At 41.6% G+C, this 23,133-nt stretch carries 13 protein-coding genes; 2 read left to right on the forward strand and 11 right to left on the reverse strand.

Going from position 1 to position 23,133, the window contains the following annotated elements; all coding sequences use genetic code 11:
* Positions 1 to 54 precede the first annotated feature (54 nt).
* From AC1DO4_RS22330 to AC1DO4_RS22365, 8 genes are all read right to left on the reverse strand, one after another.
* A complete protein-coding gene (locus tag AC1DO4_RS22330) occupies positions 55 to 309 on the reverse strand; it encodes a hypothetical protein (protein ID WP_477419782.1) in 255 nt (84 codons plus the stop codon).
* A gap of 8 nt (positions 310 to 317) precedes the next feature.
* On the reverse strand, positions 318 to 2,138 hold the full coding sequence (locus AC1DO4_RS22335; RefSeq protein ID WP_477419783.1) for a glycoside hydrolase family 35 protein: 1,821 nt from the start codon (positions 2,136 to 2,138) through the stop codon (positions 318 to 320).
* Between the two features lie 46 nt (positions 2,139 to 2,184).
* The gene (locus AC1DO4_RS22340; RefSeq protein WP_477419784.1) at positions 2,185 to 4,617 is read right to left on the reverse strand and encodes a glycoside hydrolase family 2 TIM barrel-domain containing protein; all 2,433 of its coding nucleotides are present in this window, start codon (positions 4,615 to 4,617) and stop codon (positions 2,185 to 2,187) included.
* An 18-nt stretch (positions 4,618 to 4,635) separates the two neighbouring features.
* The gene (locus tag AC1DO4_RS22345) at positions 4,636 to 6,171 is read right to left on the reverse strand and encodes a glycoside hydrolase (RefSeq protein ID WP_477419785.1); all 1,536 of its coding nucleotides are present in this window, start codon (positions 6,169 to 6,171) and stop codon (positions 4,636 to 4,638) included.
* A 46-nt stretch (positions 6,172 to 6,217) separates the two neighbouring features.
* Complete coding sequence (locus tag AC1DO4_RS22350; RefSeq protein WP_477419786.1) at positions 6,218 to 7,717, reverse strand: RICIN domain-containing protein; 1,500 nt, start codon at positions 7,715 to 7,717, stop codon at positions 6,218 to 6,220.
* A gap of 73 nt (positions 7,718 to 7,790) precedes the next feature.
* Positions 7,791 to 9,491: a RagB/SusD family nutrient uptake outer membrane protein gene (locus AC1DO4_RS22355; protein WP_477419787.1), complete on the reverse strand. Its 1,701-nt coding sequence runs from the start codon at positions 9,489 to 9,491 to the stop codon at positions 7,791 to 7,793.
* Positions 9,492 to 9,503: 12 nt separating this feature from the next.
* Positions 9,504 to 12,734: a SusC/RagA family TonB-linked outer membrane protein gene (locus AC1DO4_RS22360; protein ID WP_477419788.1), complete on the reverse strand. Its 3,231-nt coding sequence runs from the start codon at positions 12,732 to 12,734 to the stop codon at positions 9,504 to 9,506.
* Between the two features lie 994 nt (positions 12,735 to 13,728).
* Positions 13,729 to 17,916, reverse strand: coding sequence for a hybrid sensor histidine kinase/response regulator transcription factor (locus AC1DO4_RS22365; RefSeq protein WP_477419789.1), 4,188 nt, complete (start codon positions 17,914 to 17,916; stop codon positions 13,729 to 13,731).
* A 366-nt stretch (positions 17,917 to 18,282) separates the two neighbouring features.
* Here AC1DO4_RS22365 and AC1DO4_RS22370 point away from each other — a divergent pair, with 366 nt between their 5' ends.
* Positions 18,283 to 18,552 (forward strand): hypothetical protein, encoded by a 270-nt coding sequence (locus AC1DO4_RS22370; RefSeq protein ID WP_477419790.1) that lies wholly within the window; start codon positions 18,283 to 18,285, stop codon positions 18,550 to 18,552.
* Between the two features lie 78 nt (positions 18,553 to 18,630).
* Complete coding sequence (locus AC1DO4_RS22375; protein WP_477419791.1) at positions 18,631 to 19,875, forward strand: hypothetical protein; 1,245 nt, start codon at positions 18,631 to 18,633, stop codon at positions 19,873 to 19,875.
* 464 nt (positions 19,876 to 20,339) lie between these two features.
* Here the strand turns inward: AC1DO4_RS22375 and AC1DO4_RS22380 are convergent, their stop codons facing one another.
* The 3 genes from AC1DO4_RS22380 to AC1DO4_RS22390 form a co-directional block, all read right to left on the reverse strand.
* Positions 20,340 to 20,564, reverse strand: coding sequence for a glycoside hydrolase family 78 protein (locus tag AC1DO4_RS22380; RefSeq protein ID WP_477419792.1), 225 nt, complete (start codon positions 20,562 to 20,564; stop codon positions 20,340 to 20,342).
* 114 nt (positions 20,565 to 20,678) lie between these two features.
* Positions 20,679 to 22,139 carry a DUF1593 domain-containing protein gene (locus AC1DO4_RS22385; protein WP_477419793.1) on the reverse strand — a complete coding sequence of 487 codons (1,461 nt, stop codon included), beginning with the start codon at positions 22,137 to 22,139 and terminating at the stop codon, positions 20,679 to 20,681.
* A 216-nt stretch (positions 22,140 to 22,355) separates the two neighbouring features.
* Positions 22,356 to 22,991 carry a phage integrase SAM-like domain-containing protein gene (locus tag AC1DO4_RS22390; RefSeq protein WP_477419794.1) on the reverse strand — a complete coding sequence of 212 codons (636 nt, stop codon included), beginning with the start codon at positions 22,989 to 22,991 and terminating at the stop codon, positions 22,356 to 22,358.
* Positions 22,992 to 23,133 lie beyond the last annotated feature (142 nt).

Raw genomic sequence — 23,133 nt, forward strand, 5'->3', positions numbered from 1 at the left:
CCCGGTTAACTTTTATAAATAACATTCAAATTTTAGCTCTATTTTCTAATTCTATCAATAACCCGCTGCAATAGCCATAGCTATATCATCGAATTTTTTTGGCAGTAAATCACGTTGGTTACCATTCCAGGTTCCTACATAATCGTTCCATGATGGTAAATCTCCCATGAGTCCGGGATCATTTTCAAGTTTAGCATCCATTTTATTTCCAACGACATTAATCAATCGCGTGGAGTCCAAAGTCCGGGCAAAACCTTTTAACTGATCGTTATCTTTCAGCGTGGATGGAACTGCTGTGGCTTTAAACATTCTTTAGGCTACATTGTACTTAACACCGGCTTACTTAATGCGGTCAGGTTTCGCTCCCCTGGTTTAATTAGCTCTAATACAACTATTTCATTCGTTTTTTTCAGCCATTCGGCCGGTAAATAAACCGTTTGTTGCGGACCGACATTCCAGTACCTGCCTAAATTATGGCCATTTACCCATATTACTCCTTTGCCCCAATTGCTCATATCAAGGTAAGTGTCACCGATAGTATCCAGGTTAAACTGTCCTTTTTTAATAACCGGCGATTGTGTGTTTTCTGTTTGAATGCCAAATTTTACCGCGCTCAAATTGTTAAATGGCAGAGAATACGTTTTCCATTTTAGTAATTGATTGCCGGCAAAAAGTACTTTTCCGGTAATACCTTTTTTGTTTTGCAACAGATATTTACCAAAGTTAATACGCCCCAAATTCTCAACAAGTATATCAAGTGTTACTTTGCCTGCCGGTAAAGTAAGCTGTAAACTATCCTGTCTTAGCCGGCGGTCAAGGGTCCCTATTCTTTTCCCATTTACCATTATTACCGCATAGTCCCTTAATCCATCAAGCTTGATAAAACCACTTTTGCCTCCTTTAATTGTGGTGCGATACAAAACAAAACCATAGTCCTGGTGCAGGTCTTCAAAAGTAAGCGGGTTTAAGCTTTCCTTAGGTATTGGTAATGTATTTAATAAACTTACAGTTTGTTTAAGCTGAATTGATTTTATGCTGATAACAGGTTTAGCCGCGGGAACCGGGGGCAATTGTACACCGGCAGGCAAATGCTTTGCAATTACATTCCGGAAACCCATAAATTTTTCGGTAGCATTACCCGCTTCATCTAACGGGGCATCATAATCATAACTGCTGATCTGCGGCTCGTAGGGGTCTTTATCGCTATAATTAGCCCCGTTCATAAAACCACGGGTTGTGCCGCCATGAAACATGTACATATTAATGGAGATGCCGGCATTAAGTACAGAATCAAGCTTCGGCAAATACTTTTCGGCTGGAACAGTATGGTGTTGAGTTCCCCACCAGTCAAACCAGGCCGGGTACCATTCGGCAATAAAGAACGGGCCTTTTCCGTCATGGTTTTCCTTTATCAGTTGTTTTACTTTGGCCACATCATCCACGCCGTTAATGGCAGGTAATAGCCCCGGCAGGTGACCGTCTTTAATGGCAGGTTCGGGGTCGCATGTGTACAGTTGACCGTCAAAGCCTGCATCAATGAACATTTTACGATTAAGGGCGAGGTAATTCTTATCACTTCCGTATGATCCGTACTCGTTTTCAATCTGAACCATTAAAATATTACCACCCCGGTTTACCTGTAATGGTGCCAGCTGTTTACCTACCTGCATAATATACTTACGATAGGCCTCCAGATATTTTGGCTCCGTACTACGCACTTGCAGGTCTTTTTCGTTTTCCAGCCAGTATGGGTAACCGCCAAATTCCCATTCGGCGCAAACATAGGGGCTTGGGCGTAATATTACCCAAAGGCCTTCCTCCCGGGCTGTTTTAACAAACGCGGCTATATCATTATTACCGGTAAAATCATAATGCCCTTTTTGCGGCTCATGAACATTCCAGAAAACATAGGTACCAATAGTATTAAGTCCCATGGCCTTAGCCATTTTCATGCGCTGGCGCCAGGCTTCACGCGGTACACGGGTGTAGTGCATTTCGCCGGATATAATCTGCAGCGGCTTCCCGTCAAGTATAAATGCGGTATCGCTAAGGGAGAAAGTGTGTTTGGCATTCTGGGCTTGCAACTGAGTCGACGCTAACAGGGCAACAAAAAGGGACAATAGTTTTATTAGTTTCATAAATTAAAATACAGGTGTTAAATTTTTATAAGGGATTATGTAAGGGCTATTTTACGGTTAATGTTATGGTTGATGATTTGAGGCTACCGGCGCTGAACTGCACTTTCACGTTTCCCGGCTTACCCGTAGTTTGTATATAAGCTAACAAACGTCCGCGCAACGCTTTTCGTTGACTGGCCTGGTAGCTTTCATGACTGCTGTTGCTTCCATTTTCCAATCCCAATAATTTAGCCGGACCAATAATTGATACCGCTACCTCGTCATCCGCGGCAAATACAGGGTTGCCATTTTTATCAGTTATGTATACTTCAACCTGGCTTAAACCTTTTACTCTGCTGGCAAATACGGTATTATCAGCTATAGCTTTAAGCTGGTAAGCCTCGCCGGCTGTTTTTATGGTATTGGTGCATACTTCAATGCCGTTGTTATATCCTTTAACTAAAAGCTCACCTGGCTGATAGTCTACCGACCATGAAGGTACCTGTCCTTTTGCCGCACTCCGCGATTGTTTACCCAACGATCGGCCATTCAGAAACAGCTCTGCTTCCTGGCAGTTGGTAAAGCAATCTATCTTTATTTTACTGCCTGGCTGCCAGTTCCAAACCGGCTCGGCTGTACGGTGACTCCAGATACCTTTACCATCGGTGCTGGTAATTTCACGCGTGCCGATGTAGGCCATCGGCTTAGCAGCCCAAAGGCTTTGCCTGAAAAAATACTCGGGCTTTTTAAAGCCGGCCAAATCAATAAGGCCGGCGCCATTACTGCGCTGAGGCCATTTGCCGGCTTCACCAAGGTAATCAATCCCTGTCCAAAGGTATTGGGCCGAGATATATTCATTACTGTCAACAGCGTTCCAGGCCTGTTGTTGCATACCGTTCTCGCTGCCGTAAATGATTCGGCCGGGATATTTTTTATGATCATCCGGATAGCGGTATTCCTGGTAATTATAGCCCACAACGTCCAGTACATCCGGGAAACCAACCTCGTTCGACATTACCACACCTGCCAATGCAGCAGTTACCGGGCGGGTTTCATCAACAGCCTTTACGGCTTTAACCAGTTGCTTAGCTATCGTAGTAAGCCCGCTGGCGGCAGGATGGTCTGCCAGGTACCCTTTCCCGTAGATCTGCGGATTGCGGCCGGTGTTTAATATTTCATGCGTATAAGGGTCATTAGGGTAATCAATTTCGTTACCGATACTCCACATAATAATGGAGGGATGGTTACGTGCCCTCAGCACCATATCATGAATATCGCGATCGGCCCATTCTTTAAAATATTCATGATAACCATTCTTTGAGGGTGTGCCTGCATTCCAGCCGGATACCCATTTATTTTTGCCTATTTCCCATTCATCAAAGGCTTCATCCATTACCAAAAAACCCATTTTATCGCACAGATCATATAAATAATCAGCGTGGGGATTATGGCTCAATCTAAGTGAATTAACACCTGCATCCTTCAATATCCTAAGGCGGCGCACCCAAACTTCCTGCGGGACAGCCACACCCAACGCACCCGCGTCATCATGGATACATACCCCCTTCAGCTTGGTACTTTGCTCATTTAAAAAGAAGCCCTTATCTTTATCAAAGCGGATACTGCGAATACCTACATTCTGTGTTACCTCATCAATGGAATTGCCATTGCGGCTAAGCGATACATGGAGTTTATACAGGTGAGGATTTTCGGTGTCCCACAATTCTGGGCCAGCTATTTTTTGTCCGAACTCCACCTCCTGTTTTCCGGCCTTTACCTTAAGCTGTTTTTGTACAGATACAACCGCTTTAGACTTGTAGTTAAACAAGTTCACCTTTACGGTCACATTTGCATCACCTACAGTGTTGTTGGTAATATTTACTTTAACCTTTACAGTAGCCTGATTTGCCGAAACCGTTGGTGTAGAAAATGCCACGTCCCATGGGTCAACGTGTATCTTATTTTTAACAATAAGATAAACATTCCGGTAAATGCCCGAGCCGGTATACCATCTTGAGTCGGCAAATTCGCTGTGATCAACCTTAACGGCTACAGTGTTTTTACCATTTAAATTCAAATAAGGGCTAAGCTCATATTTAAACGGAATAAAACCATTAGGACGCTTGCCCAGGTAATGGCCGTTTATCCACACCTCGCTATTCTTATACACCCCATCAAAATAAATATATACCTGCCTGCCCTGCCAACTGCTATTGGCAGTAAAACTTTTTTTATACCAGCCTATGCCGCCGGGTAAGTAGCCGGTGGCACTTGCCCATTCATCATTAAATGGGCCTTCGATACTCCAGTCATGGGGTAAGTCAATTGTTTTCCATTGGCTTTCTGCTGCAAGACCATTAATACCTGTACTGATGTCGCCTTTGTGAAAGTTCCAGGCAGAATTAAATAAGACAGGCTTACCTGTGTCCTGGGCTCTGAGTATGAACGGGAGAAACAATATCCCGGTAAAAAACAGAAACAGATAGATTTTATTTTTCATTTGAGATAGAATAACATTTTATTCGATAGCACCGGTCAACGTTATAATAGAGCGGGCCGGTATTATATTCTTAGTTCCTAATATTTTATCGGCTTTGAGTTCATCTGCCTGCGACGTTATGTATGAGGAGGTAAATTGAACCCTGGCATTGTTTGTGTTGAACCCGGCAATTACATTATCCGCGGTAGGGTTGATAATTACTACAGTTAAATTCTTCCCCTTTTTATATGCGGAAACAAGCAAGGGGCTATCTCCCGCGGCGGTAACTTCGGCATCAAGCCTTACAGAACCCGGGGGTATAAACCTGCTGTAATTCCCCATGGCCCAAAGCATTTTACTGGTATAAAAATTACCATCGGTTTTATTCTTGTCTATATAAATGAGGCCATCCTTATAATCATAAGCCGAAATAGCCGTCCACCATTGCCAGGCCGATGCATTTGCAGCAGTTAGGTCGGTATGGATCACCGAGGCTAAGTACAGCGCAGCATTAATACCGAGATCGCGTTTGTTACCGTCTATCTCACCTGCATTATCGCCTAAAATACAATATTCCGATTGCCAGAAATTAAGCCCCTTTATAGTGGCTACACTATCTGCAAGCGCTTTACGGGCTTTTACTGCTGATACCATCGGAGATGTGGTAAAGTAGCTGTGCGCCGCTATTGTTTTGCTTACAGCCGGCAGGTTGCCGATGTAATTTGCCGACCCAGGTCTGAAAAAATCATTTACCTGGTGCCCTTTCCCTGGCTTATCACCCGCGGTAAACAAATAGTTAATGCTCCCTGCCTCACCAATAAGAATTTTTGACCTGATATTATCTTTCACAAACTCTTTGCTGATTGATTTCACCAGGCCCGCTACCTCCGTATTGTTATAGGGGCATCCCTCCTGCCCGCCATCACTCCAGTCCCATTGGGGCTCATTAACAGGGCTTATATAATCAAATTCAATTTTGCTTACCTGCTCCACTCCTTTTACCACCTTTGCAAGGTATGCAGCAAAGGCATCATATTTGGCAGCAGCAATATTTACTTTACCACCGCTTGCATAAGCTTTACCATTGATGGTAAACTGCACCGGCGGGCTATTATTAAAGCCCAGGAACTGATTCACCCCCCGCTTTTTGGCTGCCTTTAAAAACCACACCTGCCCGGCCTGGTTTTGCCAGTTGTAGCTGCCATCGTTATTTAAAAATGATTCGGCACGGCGCCATTCGTCTTTAATACCGCTTTTATCTGCCTGCCGGGTGCTGCCTGCCCCAATATTAAACCGCCATAACGACAAGCCAATACCTTTGGGCGAGCCGTCGGCGTATGTTTCACGGCTAAAAAGCAGATCGGCAATTTTGTTTCGTTTATCATTGGGCCAGTTGCCAACAAACTGGCATGACCATGCATCAGACGCACCAAAGTTACTGATGGTTTGGTACGTTTTTGAAACATTGATATTTACCGTAACCTCCTTAACCTGGCCTATTGCAAAAGGAGCAGTTAACCCTAAAGCTATGACAGCCAGGAAGATTTTTTTTATAGTGGATTTTAGTATCATCATATTTAAATAAAACAGTGCGCTGCCGCACTGTTTTATTGCAAAATTATTATTGTTGTACAATTTGCCATTGCTGATTGTTGCCACCATTCCATGGCCATTGTATTATGCCCGCACCATTGGCTACGGAGCCACCGTTAACATCAAGCGCCTGGCTGCTGTTACGGTTAATAGCCTTGTATATGCCATCGCTGGTTGCGGTAAGCTGCCACTGCTGGTTGTTGCCACCATTCCATGGCCATTGTATTATGCCCGCTCCATTGGCTGTTGAACCGCCGTTAACATCAAGCGCCAGGCTACTGTTACGGTTGGTTATTTTATAATAGCCGCCGCCATTATTGGTTACTTGCCATTGCTGATTATTGCCGCCATTTTGCGGCCATTGTATGATGCCCGCCCCATTGGCTGTTGAACCGCCATTAACATCAAGCGCCAGGCCACTGTTTAAATTTAAAAATCGATAGTATGCACCTGTATAAAAGGTATCGGTACCTCCGGCGCCCACGCCCCAGCTGTATTTGATACGGCTTAAGCCTGATGCATTTGTGGTGGATACGGTTAAACTTGTGCCGGTACCATTCAACTGCTGGATACTATAACTATCACCGGTACGGATACCCGGCCAGTAAACAGCTCCCATTCCAAAGGAGCGCACCTGGTTGGTGAGGCCCTGCAGATAAGCTATCTCCACGTCTCCACCAATTGCAGCGGTGTAGTTTTTACCACCGGTCATAGGTACGCCAAATTCGGTTAATACCGCACGGCTGCTGTAGCTACCTATGTTACCTTTCAACCTGTTTTCCCATTGTAACGCGGTTGTATTGGTACCGTTGCTAAAGAAAGTATAATCATGTATGGATAAAAGGCAACCAGAAAAACGGCTGTCGGCACCTACACCTGTAATATCCTGCGAATAAGAAGTACCGCTGATCAGGATCCGGCCCTGGGGTATTGAAGGGTAGTTGCTTAACCATTGGGCGCAAATTGTAGTCCAGTCGGTTAAAGAATAACCATGAGGTTCGTTAAAAATCTCAAAATATACATGTGCGTTACCTCCGTATTTGGTAACGATAGTTTGCCACATTGACCAAAACTCCGTAGTGTTATCAATCTTCCCATCTTCGGATGATTTGGCTTCCCAACACCCTAATATTACATTCATCCCTTTGCTCAGGGCTTTATCGATAACCCCGGTATAGGAGTTCCACCAGGCTTGTGATACGGTTGAATAATTAACCGGCAACCTAACCGTATTGGCCCCGGTATTGGTTTGAATGCCGGATAATACTGCATCAGCCTTCGCCGATACTGTAGCATAACTGTCTGACGAAGTCAGCCCGCTCAGTACCAGGATCCCATCACTAAAGTTATCGCCATCTGCCGCCCAGTTAACACCTTTAAGCGCGCTTGCCGGTGTTGAGTCTGTTTTAACCGGTTTTTCTCCGGTTTTTACTTCAACTGTTGATGATTGCTTTACCGCTATCATGTCTTTTTTACAGCCCGCCACCACACAACATCCCATCAATAATAAAATACGTAGGTTCTTCATAATTTGTTATAGGTTAGTATTGGTTGAAAAAAGGGGAAAGAACAAGAAGTTCCTTCCCCCGATAAAAGTACTATTAATAGCCCGCGTTTTGCTGTAACTGACCACCTGATGCCTGGATTTCGGCTCGTGGTATTGGCAGCCAGTAGTGTTTGGGTGCAAAGGAACGGCCATCCAACGCAACTTTAGGTGTGTAAACAAAGCTGCCATTGGCGTTTTTGGTTATGATAACCCCGGCGGCCGGCTTGTTTTCGGTAACGTCGGCAATCTTCCAACGGCGAACATCATAAAAACGGTGCTCTTCAAAGGCCAGCTCTACACGGCGCTCATAGCGCACCGCATCGCGCATTTGCAATTGTGACAGGCCGGGGGCCAGATCGGGCATGTTAATACCCGGGCGCGACCTGATTTGGTTAATGGCTGCGCGTGCAGACATGGTCGACCCTGCCGGGATAACATCGGGGCCATACGCCTCATTCGCGGCTTCAGCAAAGTTTAACAGGATTTCGGCATAACGGAAATAGATCCATGGCTGAAAACCGGCATTACCCCATGGGTTTTGAAGCGGGTATGCATCGTTCATGAATTTTTTTAGATAATAACCTGTTTTAGTGGTATTCCAGTTATCAGGTCCATCCTTACTGTCCTTGCCTCCCGGAACAAAAGCGTCTATCGTTTGCCCCCTGTAGGTAGCCCCATTGTAAAGCACGGTTGCCGCAAATCTTGGGTCGCGGTTTACATATGGATGAGTAGGGTCATAACCGGATGTGGGGTCGGTGATGGGTTTACCGTCCATCATTTCATAATCATCAACCAGGTTTTGCAGCGGGGTATTACCAGCCCAGCCGCCATAACCGTTTGGACCGTTGGCAATTTCCAGGTGGGTATGGTTAGCGTTTTTGGTGTATAAACGTGCAAAAATGGTTTCGTTGGTTTCATTTGTTAAAAAGAGATTACTATACCCTCCGGTATATATCCCATATTTATTCAAACTGATAACCGCCTGCGCCGCGGTAACAGCATTAGCCCAGGTGCCTGCATTGTACAACGGGCTTGCCGCATAAAGCAACAACCTTGATTTTAAAGCCAATGCAGCACCTTTGGTAGCACGGCCTAACATCCAGGTACCATCATTATTTAGGGGGAGCTTTGAAGCAGCATCATCAAGCTGAGCAGCAGCGTAGTCAATACTTTCCTTAATGCTGGCCCGCTTAAATAAGGCAGGGTCCTGCAAATTGTCAGTAAGATTAGTTACTTTATCGCCCATTAAAACAACGCCGCCATAGTTGCGGATCAAATCCTGATAACGGAATGCTCTTATAAATTTCAGCTCACCTTCAATACGTGTTTTATGCCCGGCACTTAAAGGCATGTTTGGTAAAAGGCTTAAAGCGTAATTACATTCCCTGATGCTCCTGTAGCTACGGCCCCAAAGTACACCGGCACCGCCTAAATTTTCGGGAGCAAGTTGTCCTCTTTGCACAAGCCAGGTGGCATCGTCATTGTTATAGATAGACTCATCAGTAAGCGAGCTCCACATGCTGTATTCAAAACCACGGCCAAAACCAGGGTTGGAGCCGTCACCCTCTTTGTCCTGCAATCTCTCGCCAATATAGCGATTGGTTACAAATGCTTCAAAAACAGCCGTATCTGATTCTATGGCCGATGTTGCTATCCTATCCGTTGGTTTTACATTTAAAAATTCTTTTTTACATGCTGTCATGCTCAGCATACCGCCAATCATTAAATACAGCGGGGTTTTATATTTTAATTTCATTATCTGTCCTGATTAAAATTTCACGTTAACACCTAAGTTTATAATTCTCTGTTGCGGATAAAACTGGCCGCTACTATTGGTTTGGTCCGAATAGTTTTGGCCGCTTCCAGTTGTTCCTTCAGGATCATAATCCTTCACTTTTGTAATGGTAAATAAGTTAAATGCACTTACGTATACCCTCAAACCAGAGAGTTTAATTTTTGAAAGGAAAGGCCCGTTAAAGTTGTACCCTAACTGAACGTTTTTTAACCTAACGAAAGATGCGTCATTAAGCCAGAAGGTGTTTGGATACAATCCGCCGCTGATGGCGTTTGATGCGCGGTCGGGTACCCTTGGATAAGTACCATTCGGGTTTGTTGGGCTAAACCTGTTATTGGCCCAGCTACTGTAAAAGTTGCCAATGCTGCCGGATTCCGGTAAAACATACTGGCTAACCTGGGCCTGGCCTGAAAATAATACCGAAAGATCAAAGTTTTTGTAAGCTGCGTTAAGGCTTAAACCATAAGTAATTTGCGGAACATTACCGTATTTACTACGGGTTGCATCATCGGCGGTTATTTGGTTGTCCTTGTTATAATCCAGATATTTCAGGTCACCAACCTTAGTACCCGGTACATGAGGGTAGCTGTCAATCTCCTGCTGGGTGCGAAAAATGCCTATGCTGTTGTATAACAAATAGGTATTTAACGGCCGGCCTGTTTTTCTTTGGTAATCTAAAGTGCGGCTGGCTTCATCAATAAAGATTACCTTGCTTTTGGCGTAGGTAATATTACCGCTTACACCCCAGGTAAATTCCTGCCCGGTGTGGTTGTAACCTAAGGTTGCTTCAAAACCTGAGCTGTTAATTTTACCGATATTTTCAGATGGCACTAATGTCGTGTATGTTGCTGATCCATCATTATAAGGGTTTACGATACCCGAAGAGCCCGGAAGCGAAGCATTTCTTGTTGTAAGAATATCAGACCTTTTTTGCTTAAAGTAAATAGCTTCTAAGGTAAAATTGTGCAGGAAGGTGGCGTTAATACCTACATCCAGTTTTTTGGCTACTTCCCATGTAATATTAGGGTTTGCTAATTTTTTCAGGCTAACATTAGGTTGGATAATATTCGAACTCGCGGACGGATCATAGGCCACAAAGCCGTTACCAACCAAAACATAATTATCAAAATATTGAAAGTTGTCAACGTTATCATTACCCAATGAACCGTATGATGCCCTGATCTTCAGATCATCAAAAAAACCGACGCTGCTTTTAAACCAGTCTTCTTTGGAAATTCTCCAACCAACCGAAGCCGAAGGAAAGTAACCCCATTGTTTTCCTGAAGGGAATATAGAACTGCCATCAGCACGTAACTGGCCTTCAAACAAATATTTTTCGTCATAGGCATAAGCCAAACGGCTAATCACGCTTCGGCGGTTATAGTTTGAACTGTAACCGGAGTTTAGGTAGTCAGTAGCAGCACTTCCGCCCTGTGATAATTCGGGCAGTTGTGATGACAGATAGTTGAAACGCCTTGCATCAAAATATTCACGATGAGTTTTGCTTTGTTCGTAACCCACAAAGGCGTTGATGTCATGCAAGCCATATTTCCTAACAAAGTTCAGCTTAATGTTTGAGGTAATTAGCGATTGATTGTCCTGCGATTCAAACAGTGTTGCTTTGTTATTATTACCGCCAACCACAACTTTGGGGTATGTATTAGTGGCCTTATCATATTTGTATAAAATGTAAGGGGTGCTAAAGTTTTTATCAAAAGCATCCGATCTATCAACAGAGAAAAAACCATCAAGTGATAATCCTTCAATACCTGGTATAGCGTAACTACCCCTTAAAATGCCATTGAAAACCTGTGTTGGGTTTTTGTTTATACCGCCAATATCGGTTACCTGTACTGCAGGGTTGTTATTTTCAACACCGGTTGTTGGCAAGCCATTGGGAAAATAGGCTCCAATGGTAGGGTTTCCCCTGTATACTGAACGGAAGACATTACCCGCGCCTGTCCCCGGGTACACCCTGTCTTCTTCGCGGCCCGAAAGGGATAACCCCACTTTTAAGCGTTTGGTAACATTGGCATCAATATTTGAACGGAAATTGTACTGATGATACTTGGTAGCGCCGTTTTTGTATATCCCATCCTGGTAAATGGTACCCAGCGACACAAAGTATTTTACATCTTCACTACCACCGCCGATAGAAAGGCTATGCTGATTTTGTAATGCGGTGCTTTTAAGGGTTTGTTTTTCCCAATCGGTATTGGGATAGTTAAGCGGGTCAGATCCATCTTTAAACTTTTGGATCTGTTCGGCAGAGTAAGACTGGTTTAAACCCTGTGTAGGACTTGTATAATAATTGATCTCGTTCATGATCTGTGCGTAGGTTGCGGCATCAGCCATTTTAGGCAAACGAGTTGGAGAACTAAAGCCCTGGTTAAAGCTATAATTGATAGTTGGTTTACCTGTTTTACCACGTTTGGTAGTAACCAAAATAACACCATTAGCAGCTCTGTTACCGTAGATGGCAGCCGACGCATCTTTTAATACCGACATGTTTTCGATATCATTAGGGTCAAGCCTTTCCAAACCGCCAATTTGTCCGGGAACCCCGTCAACTACGATAAGTACGTTGTTGTTACCTGTGGTAGCCAAACCACGAACGGTTATGTTTGAGCCATCATAACCAGGCTCACCGCTGCGGTTATTTACAATTACTCCTGAGAAACGGCCGGCCAATGCATTTGAAAGGTTTGGCTGAGGGCTTTTAACCAATTCAGCTCCTTTTACCTGTGATATTGACCCGGTAAGGGTGGCTTTTTTCTGTGAGCCATAACCTACAATTACAATCTCATTCAAAGACTTGGAATCCCCAACCATTTGCACATTGATGCCTGATTTTCCGTTTACCGCGATTTCCTGCGGCACATAGCCGATAGAACTGAATACGAGATAAGCATTTTGATCCTTCACAGTTATAGAATATTTACCGTTACTATCAGATACCGTACCTTGTGTAGTTCCCTTAACAAGAATAGTGACCCCGGGAAGTGGCAATCCTTTTTCATCTGTTACCACACCCGTTATGGTCAGGTCCGCATTTTTCAGCCTTTCAGCTGTTATTGCATGCCCCAGGCTCTTCGCATGCCCGCCCAGCGGGGATAAAAAGGCAACAGCACCAACAAGCAGTATACTTAAAGTTCTTCCTGCGTTTCCATGCGGTGAAAATTCCTTCAGTAAATTTTTTCTCATGTTTTTAAATTTTTGGGTTAATTATTGATTAAAAAAACACGTGCAATTTGTTCAGCCGCCAATGGTTTATCACCTGGCTGGCTATAATCAAATAATAAATAAAGCACGCAGAATTTGGTTTATGGCAGCTAAGGTCGATCAAATCCATATAACCGACGGGTGGCTAATCGTCAAAAAAAAAGGGGTAAAAAGATATTTTAGCTATAAAAACGACAAAAAAATCAGCTTTACTCCCTACGGTGAATGAATATTAAATGAATTCCTGATGAGTTCAGAAAAGAATTGGTTGTCTGCAGGAACATACTGACGGGATTAACAAGACTGTTTCAAGGGTATTCTTCATTTACCAACGATAACCTTTTTAAATACCAAATCATTTTCGTATCATGAAACACACACTATTAGAAAATGCCTGCCGCCAAAGGGTACCTGTAACGTCACAGGTGAACCGTATGCCGAAAGTATTAGTAACCGAAAGTCTTAGAGGCTGTTTAAAAATAAACGCGTCATTACTGTTTTTTCCAATTTTCTAAGTGCTGTTAGACTATAGGTTTTTGATTTATAACTTTTGTGGTTCTTAAATTGAGGCTAAAATTTGCCGGATTTGTGAGATCGGCGGATGATAAGTTTCCAATTAATCCGGCTCTATATATCCCGATATAAATTGATTTTTCTTCAAAAAAGTGTATTTATAGTGAAGACAGGAACACTATATAGAAATTAATTAACAAAGAAAAAAGAAGTAAATCACTTTGCGTTTTAGCGTATTTGCACGAGATAAATCCAGATATCGAACTGCAGTCCGTTAGCTTTATTTTAACCAGGAGTTAATTTTTAGATTTATAATGTTGATTATCAGCTGTATAAGCGTTCCGGTCTTTGTTGATTTTTAAAAATCTTAAGTTGTTGATAATCAGCCACAATGCGTTCCAAAGCGTTCGGGGTGTTCCACTGCGCTCAAATGGAACACTTAATAAATCAAATTAATAGCTTCTTAGTCTTCCCGCAAATCTTTAAGTGTATTATTGAATTCATTATGTACCATATCTTCGGAAAAATTTTTTCGGTACTTTTTTATATACTGGGACGGATTTATGCCAAATAGCTTTTTAAACTGTTCCCTGAAATATTTGATGTCGTTGATTCCAACAAGATAAGTTGTTTCAAAGACATTATGCCTGGTATTGATCAATATCTCCGCAGCTTTTCTTAGCCTGATAAATCTTATAAATCCGTTGGCAGACTGGCCCGAAATAAATTTGACCTTTTTATACAATGTAGAATTTGATATGCCCAATTCCCTCGCCAGGATCTGAATACCAAAGTCGGGGTTCTTGATATTTTCTTCAACGATCTTTATACAATTTTCTAAAAAGTTTTTATACTCAGCGGGTATTTTCTGGTTACTTGAGTTAAGCGTAATTTCATTATAAAAGTACTTTTGCAAAGTATTTTTGTTTTTTAAAATACCTGCTACACGGGCTTTAAGAATCTCTCTATCAAAAGGTTTACTAATGTAATCATCCGCACCGCCTTCAATACCCTTTAATTTTATATCAGGAGATGAGCTTGAAGTGAGGAGTATAACCGGGATATGGCTGATGTTAATATCCTCCCTTATCGCAGCACAAAGCTCTATACCGCTCATTCCGTCCATCATCACATCACTGATCACGATATCGGGTAAATGCTCCCTGGTGATTAACAGCCCTTCTTTACCATTATCGGCTGAATAAACTTTGTAATCATGTTTGAAAATCATTTTAAGATATTCTCTTAAATCCTTATTATCATCTATAATTAATATCGACTTTAAATCGACATTAAGGTCAGCATCTTCAAAAAGTAAATTGACATCTTCTTCCGGATTGTCTACGATTTCGCTTTCAACGAGTTCCTGCAAAATAACGGAACTGGTTTCATCGTCTTCGAAAATGATATTGCTCTTTAAATGTTCCTTTCCTTTTAATAAGGTAACCGTAAATCGTGTTCCTCCCCCCACAGCACTTTCATAATTTATATTTCCGGAATGATCCTCCACAAACTTTTTAACAAGGAACAAACCGATACCAAAACCGCCGGTTGAAGGATTTTTGATATGTTCCTCCTGGTAAAATTGTGAATACAGCTTGTCGCCCGTCCCCTCTTTAATACCATAACCAGTGTCAATAATTTCAATGTTCACGTTAGCTTCCTGTTCCGTGATCACCATTTTTACACTTCCACCGGTTGGCGTGTATTTTATGGCATTTGACAACAAGTTAAAAAGTACTATTTCCATCTTTTCCCTGTCGGCAAATATTTCAATATGCTCATTTGCGCAATTGAATTCAAAAAACAGGCCTTTAGCTTTTGCCTGATAGGTAAAACATAAAAACACTTCTTTACTTAATTCAACGATGTTAAGCCGGAAAATAGTTAATGCATCCACCTCCGAATCGGCCTTACGAAATAAAAGCAGCTGATCCACCAGGCTTAACAATCTTTTAGCATTACGGTAAACTATATTAAGGCTACTTGTGTCAATCTCGTTTTCATGATATAGTAATTCCTTAACAGGGTTTATGATAAGCGTCAACGGTGTCCGAAATTCGTGGGAAATATTGGTAAAAAAGGATAATTTACGCTCATTCAGTTCCCTGTCTTTTTCAGCGGATAACTGGGTGATCTTTATTTCGTACTTCAACCTGGACTGGTTTACCCGGTAAAGCCGATAATAATAGATAATAAGGCCTGCCCCTGCAATATAGCATAGATATGCCCACCATGTTTTATACCAGGGCGGCAAAATTTTAACTTGCAATGTTCCAAAATCATCAAACCATATGCCGTCCTGATTGGAACATTTGACCCGGAACGTATAATCTCCCGGTTCCAGGTACCGGTATGTTGCTGATCGTTGGTTACCAACAAAATTCCATGATTTATCCAATCCCTCCATTTTATAGGCAAAAGCTCCTTTTTGCGGATAAGCGTAGTTCAATGAAGTATATTGAATGGAAAACACCGATTGATCGGGTTGCAAAATCAACTGTTTAGTTTCATTAATCGTTTGTGACAAAACAGCTCCATTTTCGCCGGCATCCCCCACTTCAACCGGTTTTCCGAAAATCTGTAAGCCCGTTATGATAACTTTAGGTTTAAAATTGCTTTTGCTTACTTTTTCTGGCTCAAAAACGTTAAGACCTTCGGTGCCTCCAAAATACATTAGCCTGCTCCGGCTATCATACATAACAGACCCTACATTGAACTGTCCGGCCTGTAAGCCATCTGATTGATCAAAATTCGATACTTTGCCTGCTGTTGGGTCAATGTTGGATATGCCGTTATTTGTACTCAACCATACCGAATTATCGCCGGCCTTTTTAATGGCGTAAATTGTATTATTTGCCAGTTTGTTCCTTTCATTATACTGCTTAAATGTACGATTGTGAAAGTTATAGATAACAAGACCATCACCTTCCGTACCTATCCAAAGCCTATATTTATTATCCAGATATAATGAAAAAATAACCTCACTTGGCATGTATGCCTTTTCTTCTGCGGAATTAAAAAATCGCCGGATCTTTTTAGTTTGAACCTCCAAATAGTCTAATCCACCGCCATAAGTTCCTATAAATAAGTTCCCTTTATCGTCTTCAATTATTGCCCTTACATCATAGGAACTAAGTGCGCTGTTTCCCGGATTATAATTTGTAAAGCTCTTTGTGTCCGGATTGAAAAGACTAAGCCCGCCTCCATTAGTACCAACCCATAAATTCTTATGGCTGTCTTGATAAATAACCCGGACATCGTTCCCGCCGATAGTTTTACTGTCGCCGGCGCTATGATTATAATTGACAAACAAATCCGCTTTTCTATCATAGCGAAAGAGCCCTTTGGAATATGTGCCAAACCATAAATTATTTTCACCGTCGAGATAACCGGATAAAACAGCATTATCTGTTAGGCTCCCCGGGCGTCCATCTGCGTAATAATGTTTTGCAATACTTCCATCTGGCAAAGCTTTAAAGATACCATCGCCATCTGTTCCAAACCATAACGACCCGTTTGCATCCTGGCACATCCCATAAAATCTGATTAAGCTTTTACCAACAGTATCAGATCTGTTTTTTTGAATCTTCGTAAATTTCTCTCTAATACTGCTAATCATGTAAATTCCCTCCCCATATGTACCAACCCAAATATTCTGGTCGCGGTCAACATATAGGGTTTGTACTGATCTTTGTGTAATATTATAACCATCATCACCGGTGACGGGTGTAAGTGAAAAGTTTTTTAAACCGGAATCGGTAACGGATTGCAATGGCAATTTATACAGCCCGCCGTCCTGGAGCCCGATAAGCAGGTTTTTATCTTTATCTTCAATAAGTGAGATATACCTATTGCTTTTAATATTCTTTTGACTGGTTTGGTACCGTATGAACTTATTTAAATTCCGATTATAATGAATCAGGCCGTTACCCGTTGCTATCCAAATATTGTGAAGATGATCTTCAAAAATATCATTAATTCTTCCTGGGGAAAAATCGCGGAGTTGCGAGGAGATATCAATCTTATCTGTGATAATTCCATTTTTCTGATGAAATACATTAATTCCGGCGTCCTGGGTTCCTAACCAAAGCAGTCCCTGCGAATCTTCCAGCATAGAAACTATCCGGTCGCTGGATAACTGCGGCATCTTTACCCTGTTATAGCTAATAAAAGCACCAGATTTTGCTTTAAAATAGGTAATGCCCAAACCATACGATGAGATCCAAAAATTACCATTTTTGCTCTGTATGATGTCGTTCACATCGTTCTTTTTTGTGCGGTTGGATGTAAACCTGTAATGATAAAACCTTTCGTTCCTTGTATCCAGCTTGCTTAAGCCATCCCTTGATGATACCCAGATATAACCGGCGTGATCCGAAAATATTTTCTGAACATAGTTACTTGACAGCGCAGTAGAATCGCCTTGCTTCGCCTTGAATACTTTAAAAGTAGAGCCATCAAACCGGTTTAGTCCGTCGTTTGTGGCAAACCAGATAAAACCCTTTTCATCCTGGGTAATACTATTAACGATACCAAAAGAAAGACCATCTTTTAGTGAATACTTCAAAACTTTATTCTTTATGGGCGCCTGCCCATAACTTATCGAAATAAAAACCTGAAGCAATACCAACAACCAAAATCTCTTCATCACATTTATATCAACGATTTATTAATAAGAATAAATAACAAGTAGCCCGGTGTTCGGTAAGCTGACGGTGTTATTACAGAAATTAAACCGTTTGTATTATCTTCAGTCTTTCAAATCCTTTAAACAAAGCTCAAAAAGACAGAAAGAATCATTGTTTATAATCATTATCGAAATAACACTTAGTTTTATAAATAAACAATTAATTTTAGAAATATTGTTCCATTTGAGTACAAAGCGATAAATGTAAGACAGCAAAAAGTTCTATACTTATGCTCTTTTAAAATAAAGCTATGAACAAATTTATACCAATACAGCTTAATCATATAATAAGCCATTTAATTTATTGGCCTAATTGCCGAGCCGCTGATGTATGGCAGAAGCGCTTTAACCCGCTTCCTGGACAGCTGGCATACTGCAGACCCCTCTGCAAATGTTTTTGACCCCAATACCCAATGGATACCGGGGTATTACCCTGCAATGGGCTCACCTGCGGCACAGGGCACAAAAGCTATACAAAACGCCAGTTATCTGCGTGTAAAAACGCTTGAATTTGGTTATTCCTTGTCCCCGGCGGTTTTGAAAAGCATAGGTGTTAAAAAACTCAGGGTATTGCTGGCCATAAATAGGAGGAAATAAAATTTTTTGTTTTAAACTTTGCAATACAAAGTACTTTTATTTACTTTGTATTAGCAATAAAATTTTAAGTATAAACTCATGAAAGACGAAATACTCACCCACCTAAACGACCCTAAGCAACTCGAAAAGATGTACCGAACTAACAAGGTGTCATTTAAACGATCGTTCGGTGCATTATACCCGGAGCTAAAAGGCAATCCTCTTGCTGATTTCTGGAATGAAAGACTTAATTACGAAGTTGATGAGATCAACTGGGGCACAAGCGGTGAATTATTATTTGTGATAATTGCTTCGCTGATGGCTGGTGTTATTGCAAAGCTACCGGCATTTTTGTCAATAGACGAAGACTTTTTCTATCATAGGAATATCGGTTTTATCGTTTTTCCGCTGTTAACGGCTTACTTTGCCTGGAAGAACAAATTATCAACCATAAAAATTGCTTTTATTGTTGGCGCAACCTTTGCAGGTTTGATCTTTATCAATTTCCTTCCTCAGGTTAAGAAAAGCGATACCCTGATCCTATCGTGCCTTCATTTACTCTTATTCCTATGGTCGATATTAGGTTTTGCTTTTGTTAATGAGAAGAGAAATAACGACGGTAAGCGGCTCAGCTTTTTAAAATACAACGGCGACCTAGTCGTGATGACAACCCTCATCCTGATAGCAGGCGCTATAATGAGCGGTATAACCATCGGGCTTTTCTCGCTGATCGGTTTTCATATTGAAGAGTTTTATTTCAAAAATATTGGAATTTTCGGGCTTGCCGCAGCGCCAATTGTTGGCACCTACCTTACCCAGACCAATCCACAATTGGTAGGTAAGGTTTCCCCTGTAATCGCTAAACTATTTAGTCCCCTGGTAATAGTAATGCTGGTAATTTACCTTATGGCAATAGTTTATTCACGCAAAAACCCTTATAACGACCGGGAGTTCTTGCTGATCTTTAATGTCTTACAGGTTGGCGTTATGGCCCTTATCTTTTTTTCTGTTGCCGAAACATCTAAGGCACCTAAAAGTTATACCGAGATCTGGGTTCTATTTCTGCTATCTGTTATAACCATAATAGTTAATGGCGTTGCGCTTTCTGCCATTTTGTTCCGGATCTCAGAATGGGGCATCACACCAAACAGGACTGCTGTCCTGGGTGGTAATGTCTTAATTTTAGTAAACCTGCTCTTAGTTGCTGTTCAACTTTTCAGAGTACTTTCAAAAAAAGCTGATATAGTCAGGGTCGGGAAAGTCATTGCGTTCTACCTACCCATTTACATCGCATGGACAATTATTGTGACCTTTCTATTTCCTTTGATATTTGGGTTTAAATAAAGAAACAAAACCAAATATTGATCAACAAATTAAAAAGTCAAGATGACACCCTACTTAATATATTGTAATTCAGTAGATTATCATATTTTTGGTGAGTAAATCTTGATCTTTATTGGGTTATTTTGAGAAACCAGAGCAAAAAAGCGTCATAACTTAAATTGATCCTTTTAGATACCCAAAAAAGAGGCCGCATTCCTATTACGATACGGCCTCTTTTTTGGTAAAACTTAATAAATTCCCGACCATGTGTATGAAGGTGCAACAACGGTCTGGGTTGATAATAATACTTTTTTTGCGCCCAGGATTCAGTTTTGTTTTTGTTCATAAAGCCTTTAAAAATCAGATGGATTTCAAAACTAACTATTTAATAAGCTCCACTTTTGTATTTTGATTCCCCACTTGAATAAAAAAATCTCCATCCTCTATAATTCTTTTACCATTTTCATCTGTATAACTTAAGTCTCTCATCGGTTATACGACACATTGATAGAAGAGTCAGAAGAAACTTTCCCAGAATTCCAAACAACGTCTTTGTTTAAAGCCAGGGAAGATACATTGCTACCTATATGGATTTCGTAAGCCGTTTGCAGGACGTTTCGCCTCGCACTTAGCAGTTGCCAGTTAAACCTTGGTTGTGTCGTTTCAATGCCTATTGGATTGACTAAATGTGCGGTCAATGTATTTTGCACTATTGTTTGAGCAAACGATGTTAAGGAAAGAAACAGGAGGCAAGCTGAAATGAAATCCCCCCCTCGCCTTTCGACTGTTATTGGCTGTAAAAAAACACCATGTTGTTATCGTCATTACTTTGGAAGAATGGTTACAATTACTCTTTTATATCGGGTTAGCCGGGGCGTTCCTTTATCGGTAACCTTCAAGATGAAGTGAGTAGTTTGGATACTACTTACCTCTGGCGCTTTTAACTCTGGAATGACAGACATGTTTTCTGCCGGAGCGACCGCTATTGTATTATGCAGCGTTCCCGCTTCCCTGTATTGAAACCAATGAAAACTCAGGGCATCTCCATCAGGGTCATAGGATGCACTGCCGTCAAGGCTAAATGTCTCGCCAGATTTTACCGTGAGCTGTTCAGGCATATTGAGTTTAGCAACCGGTGGGTGATTGGCAGCCTTATAATCCGTATTGCACCAAGCCATTCTTGCCGCAAAATCACTCTGAATTTCTTCTCTCCATCTCCAAATCGTTACATGGTTGTCTTTGTATGTTGCTGTATCTTTTACTATGGCACTCCCCCATTTGCCTTGCACCCAGGGTGTATATTGGTCTTCGGCATTTGTCCAAAATGGTCTCGTCTCTTCTTCCAGCGGAACAATCCATTTCAGCTTAGGGTCAAAGGGTGGTTTGTAAAATTCATAACGTCCGCCCCAACCTCCCCAGTTTGGATGTCCCGGGTTGTTCAGTCCATTCGGAATCAGCGGGAGCCAGGACGGGGTATCACCCTCCATGCCAAAAGATACATCCGGATAGATTGCCCCGAGCGGCCCATGTCCCTGCTGGACATTTCGCATAAGCCAATCATTGCTGACTACTTCGTTGTTGGCGCCGGGAAATACACTTAAGATAGCCGACCATGTAGCCGCGTAATAATTTCCCGGGCTTGCAATGTAGAATAGGTCGGGGAAATTCTTGCGTATCCATGGCCCCGAATTATCCTGGTCCGAAATTGTGTATACCCTGAGCTTGCTTATCAACCTTTTTGCTTCCCCTTCACTTTTAGTCTCCCTGATTTTCCAAAGTGCTTGCGCCAGTATATTGGGGCCGCCCCAAACAGTCACCCATAAAGGGCGGCTGTCATTCTTTTCGAGCATCTTGATTACCCAGTCCGAACCTTCCGAATCTTTGCCTTTTCCTACGCCTTCCATCCCATAAACCGGAATGCCTTTTTTTACCAGGCTTAATAATTTTTGCGCTGTCGGAAATCCGGGTTCATGTTTTAGAAGATTAGGTTGCACCTTCTCATAACTACGAATGACTTTTTCAATAAGTTCCGGGCTAACCTTTTTTGATTGATGAATGGATGTTGAAGCGATGAGCCCTACAATGTCGATTTGATTTGTGTATAGCATTAACCGGACCATCGACATAAAATCATCAGGCTCGTTTCCGATGTCCGTAATGACAATCAGGCGATGTTTGGCAATTGTTTGTCCAGAAGCCGTAATCTGTGTTGTCAATACAATACTTAATACAACCAGCATTAGTCTTGTTTTCATTATTTTACTTTTTAATTTGATAGGTTTCATGTTTTGTTAATTGATTTTGAGTCGTTCTTACTGCAATCTTACTATCCCTTCCCCCACGGCCCAGGTTTTGAATGCGGGCATAAGGGTTTTTTGCATCTCCCTGCCGTTGAGACGTAGCTCCATTAAAAGGCTTAATTGTTCCACCGAGCGCCTAAATCCAATGCAGTGTGGGATCAACAAAAACTCATTCACAGCTATATTAAACAAAAAATAACACTAATTAGCGTCAGTTTTGAGTAGCGAAAAAGAATTAACACAATCCAATACTATCTTTTTCATATTGGCAATGTTTTTCAATGCTGAATTATGACTAAGTTCTAAATCTGTCCGATACCAATTGTAAAGTTTCTTAATGAAGTCTAAATCCAAAGAGCGGATGTTCATATCATCAACTTTATAGATTCCTTTAATAAATTTGCTGGTGTGTTTATAGGATGTATTAAAATTAGTGTAGGTCCTTTTAGCGACACCCTTACCGATCATTTTCTTTAAGTCTTTGTTGTGGGCTTCGAACAGTGAAAGCAACATCCATTTTCTTTCATTAATCCCGGATAACAATTCTACTATGGCTAAAGCCGTTACTGCTTTACCGCGGTCGATCAAATGTTTCCTGGCATCGTACGCTTTGTTTTGCATGACGTCAAGATACTCATTGAGTGCTTTTGCATCTTCTTTATTACCACTGGCACGGTTTCCTTTTGAATTCCATCTGAAAGGAAGCCAGGAACGTTTTACCGAAAGGTCTTTGGAAACTCCATCTACAGTAACCTTGAGGTAGATATACATTTCTCCACCCTCGTAATTCCTTGGTTGTTTTAAAAAAAACATTAAGCCTAAACTTTTTTCTAACATGACGATAGATTTTTAAGTGAATAAATATCGAAATGCAGCGGTAAAAAGTCAAGATGTTTAATGATTGAACATCTTGTAAATCAGTATATTATACCATTTACATGGCGTCTTTTTTCATCAAAAAAAGACGCCATGGATGTCG

It is taken from the genome of Mucilaginibacter sp. P5_A6, assembly GCF_056400585.1.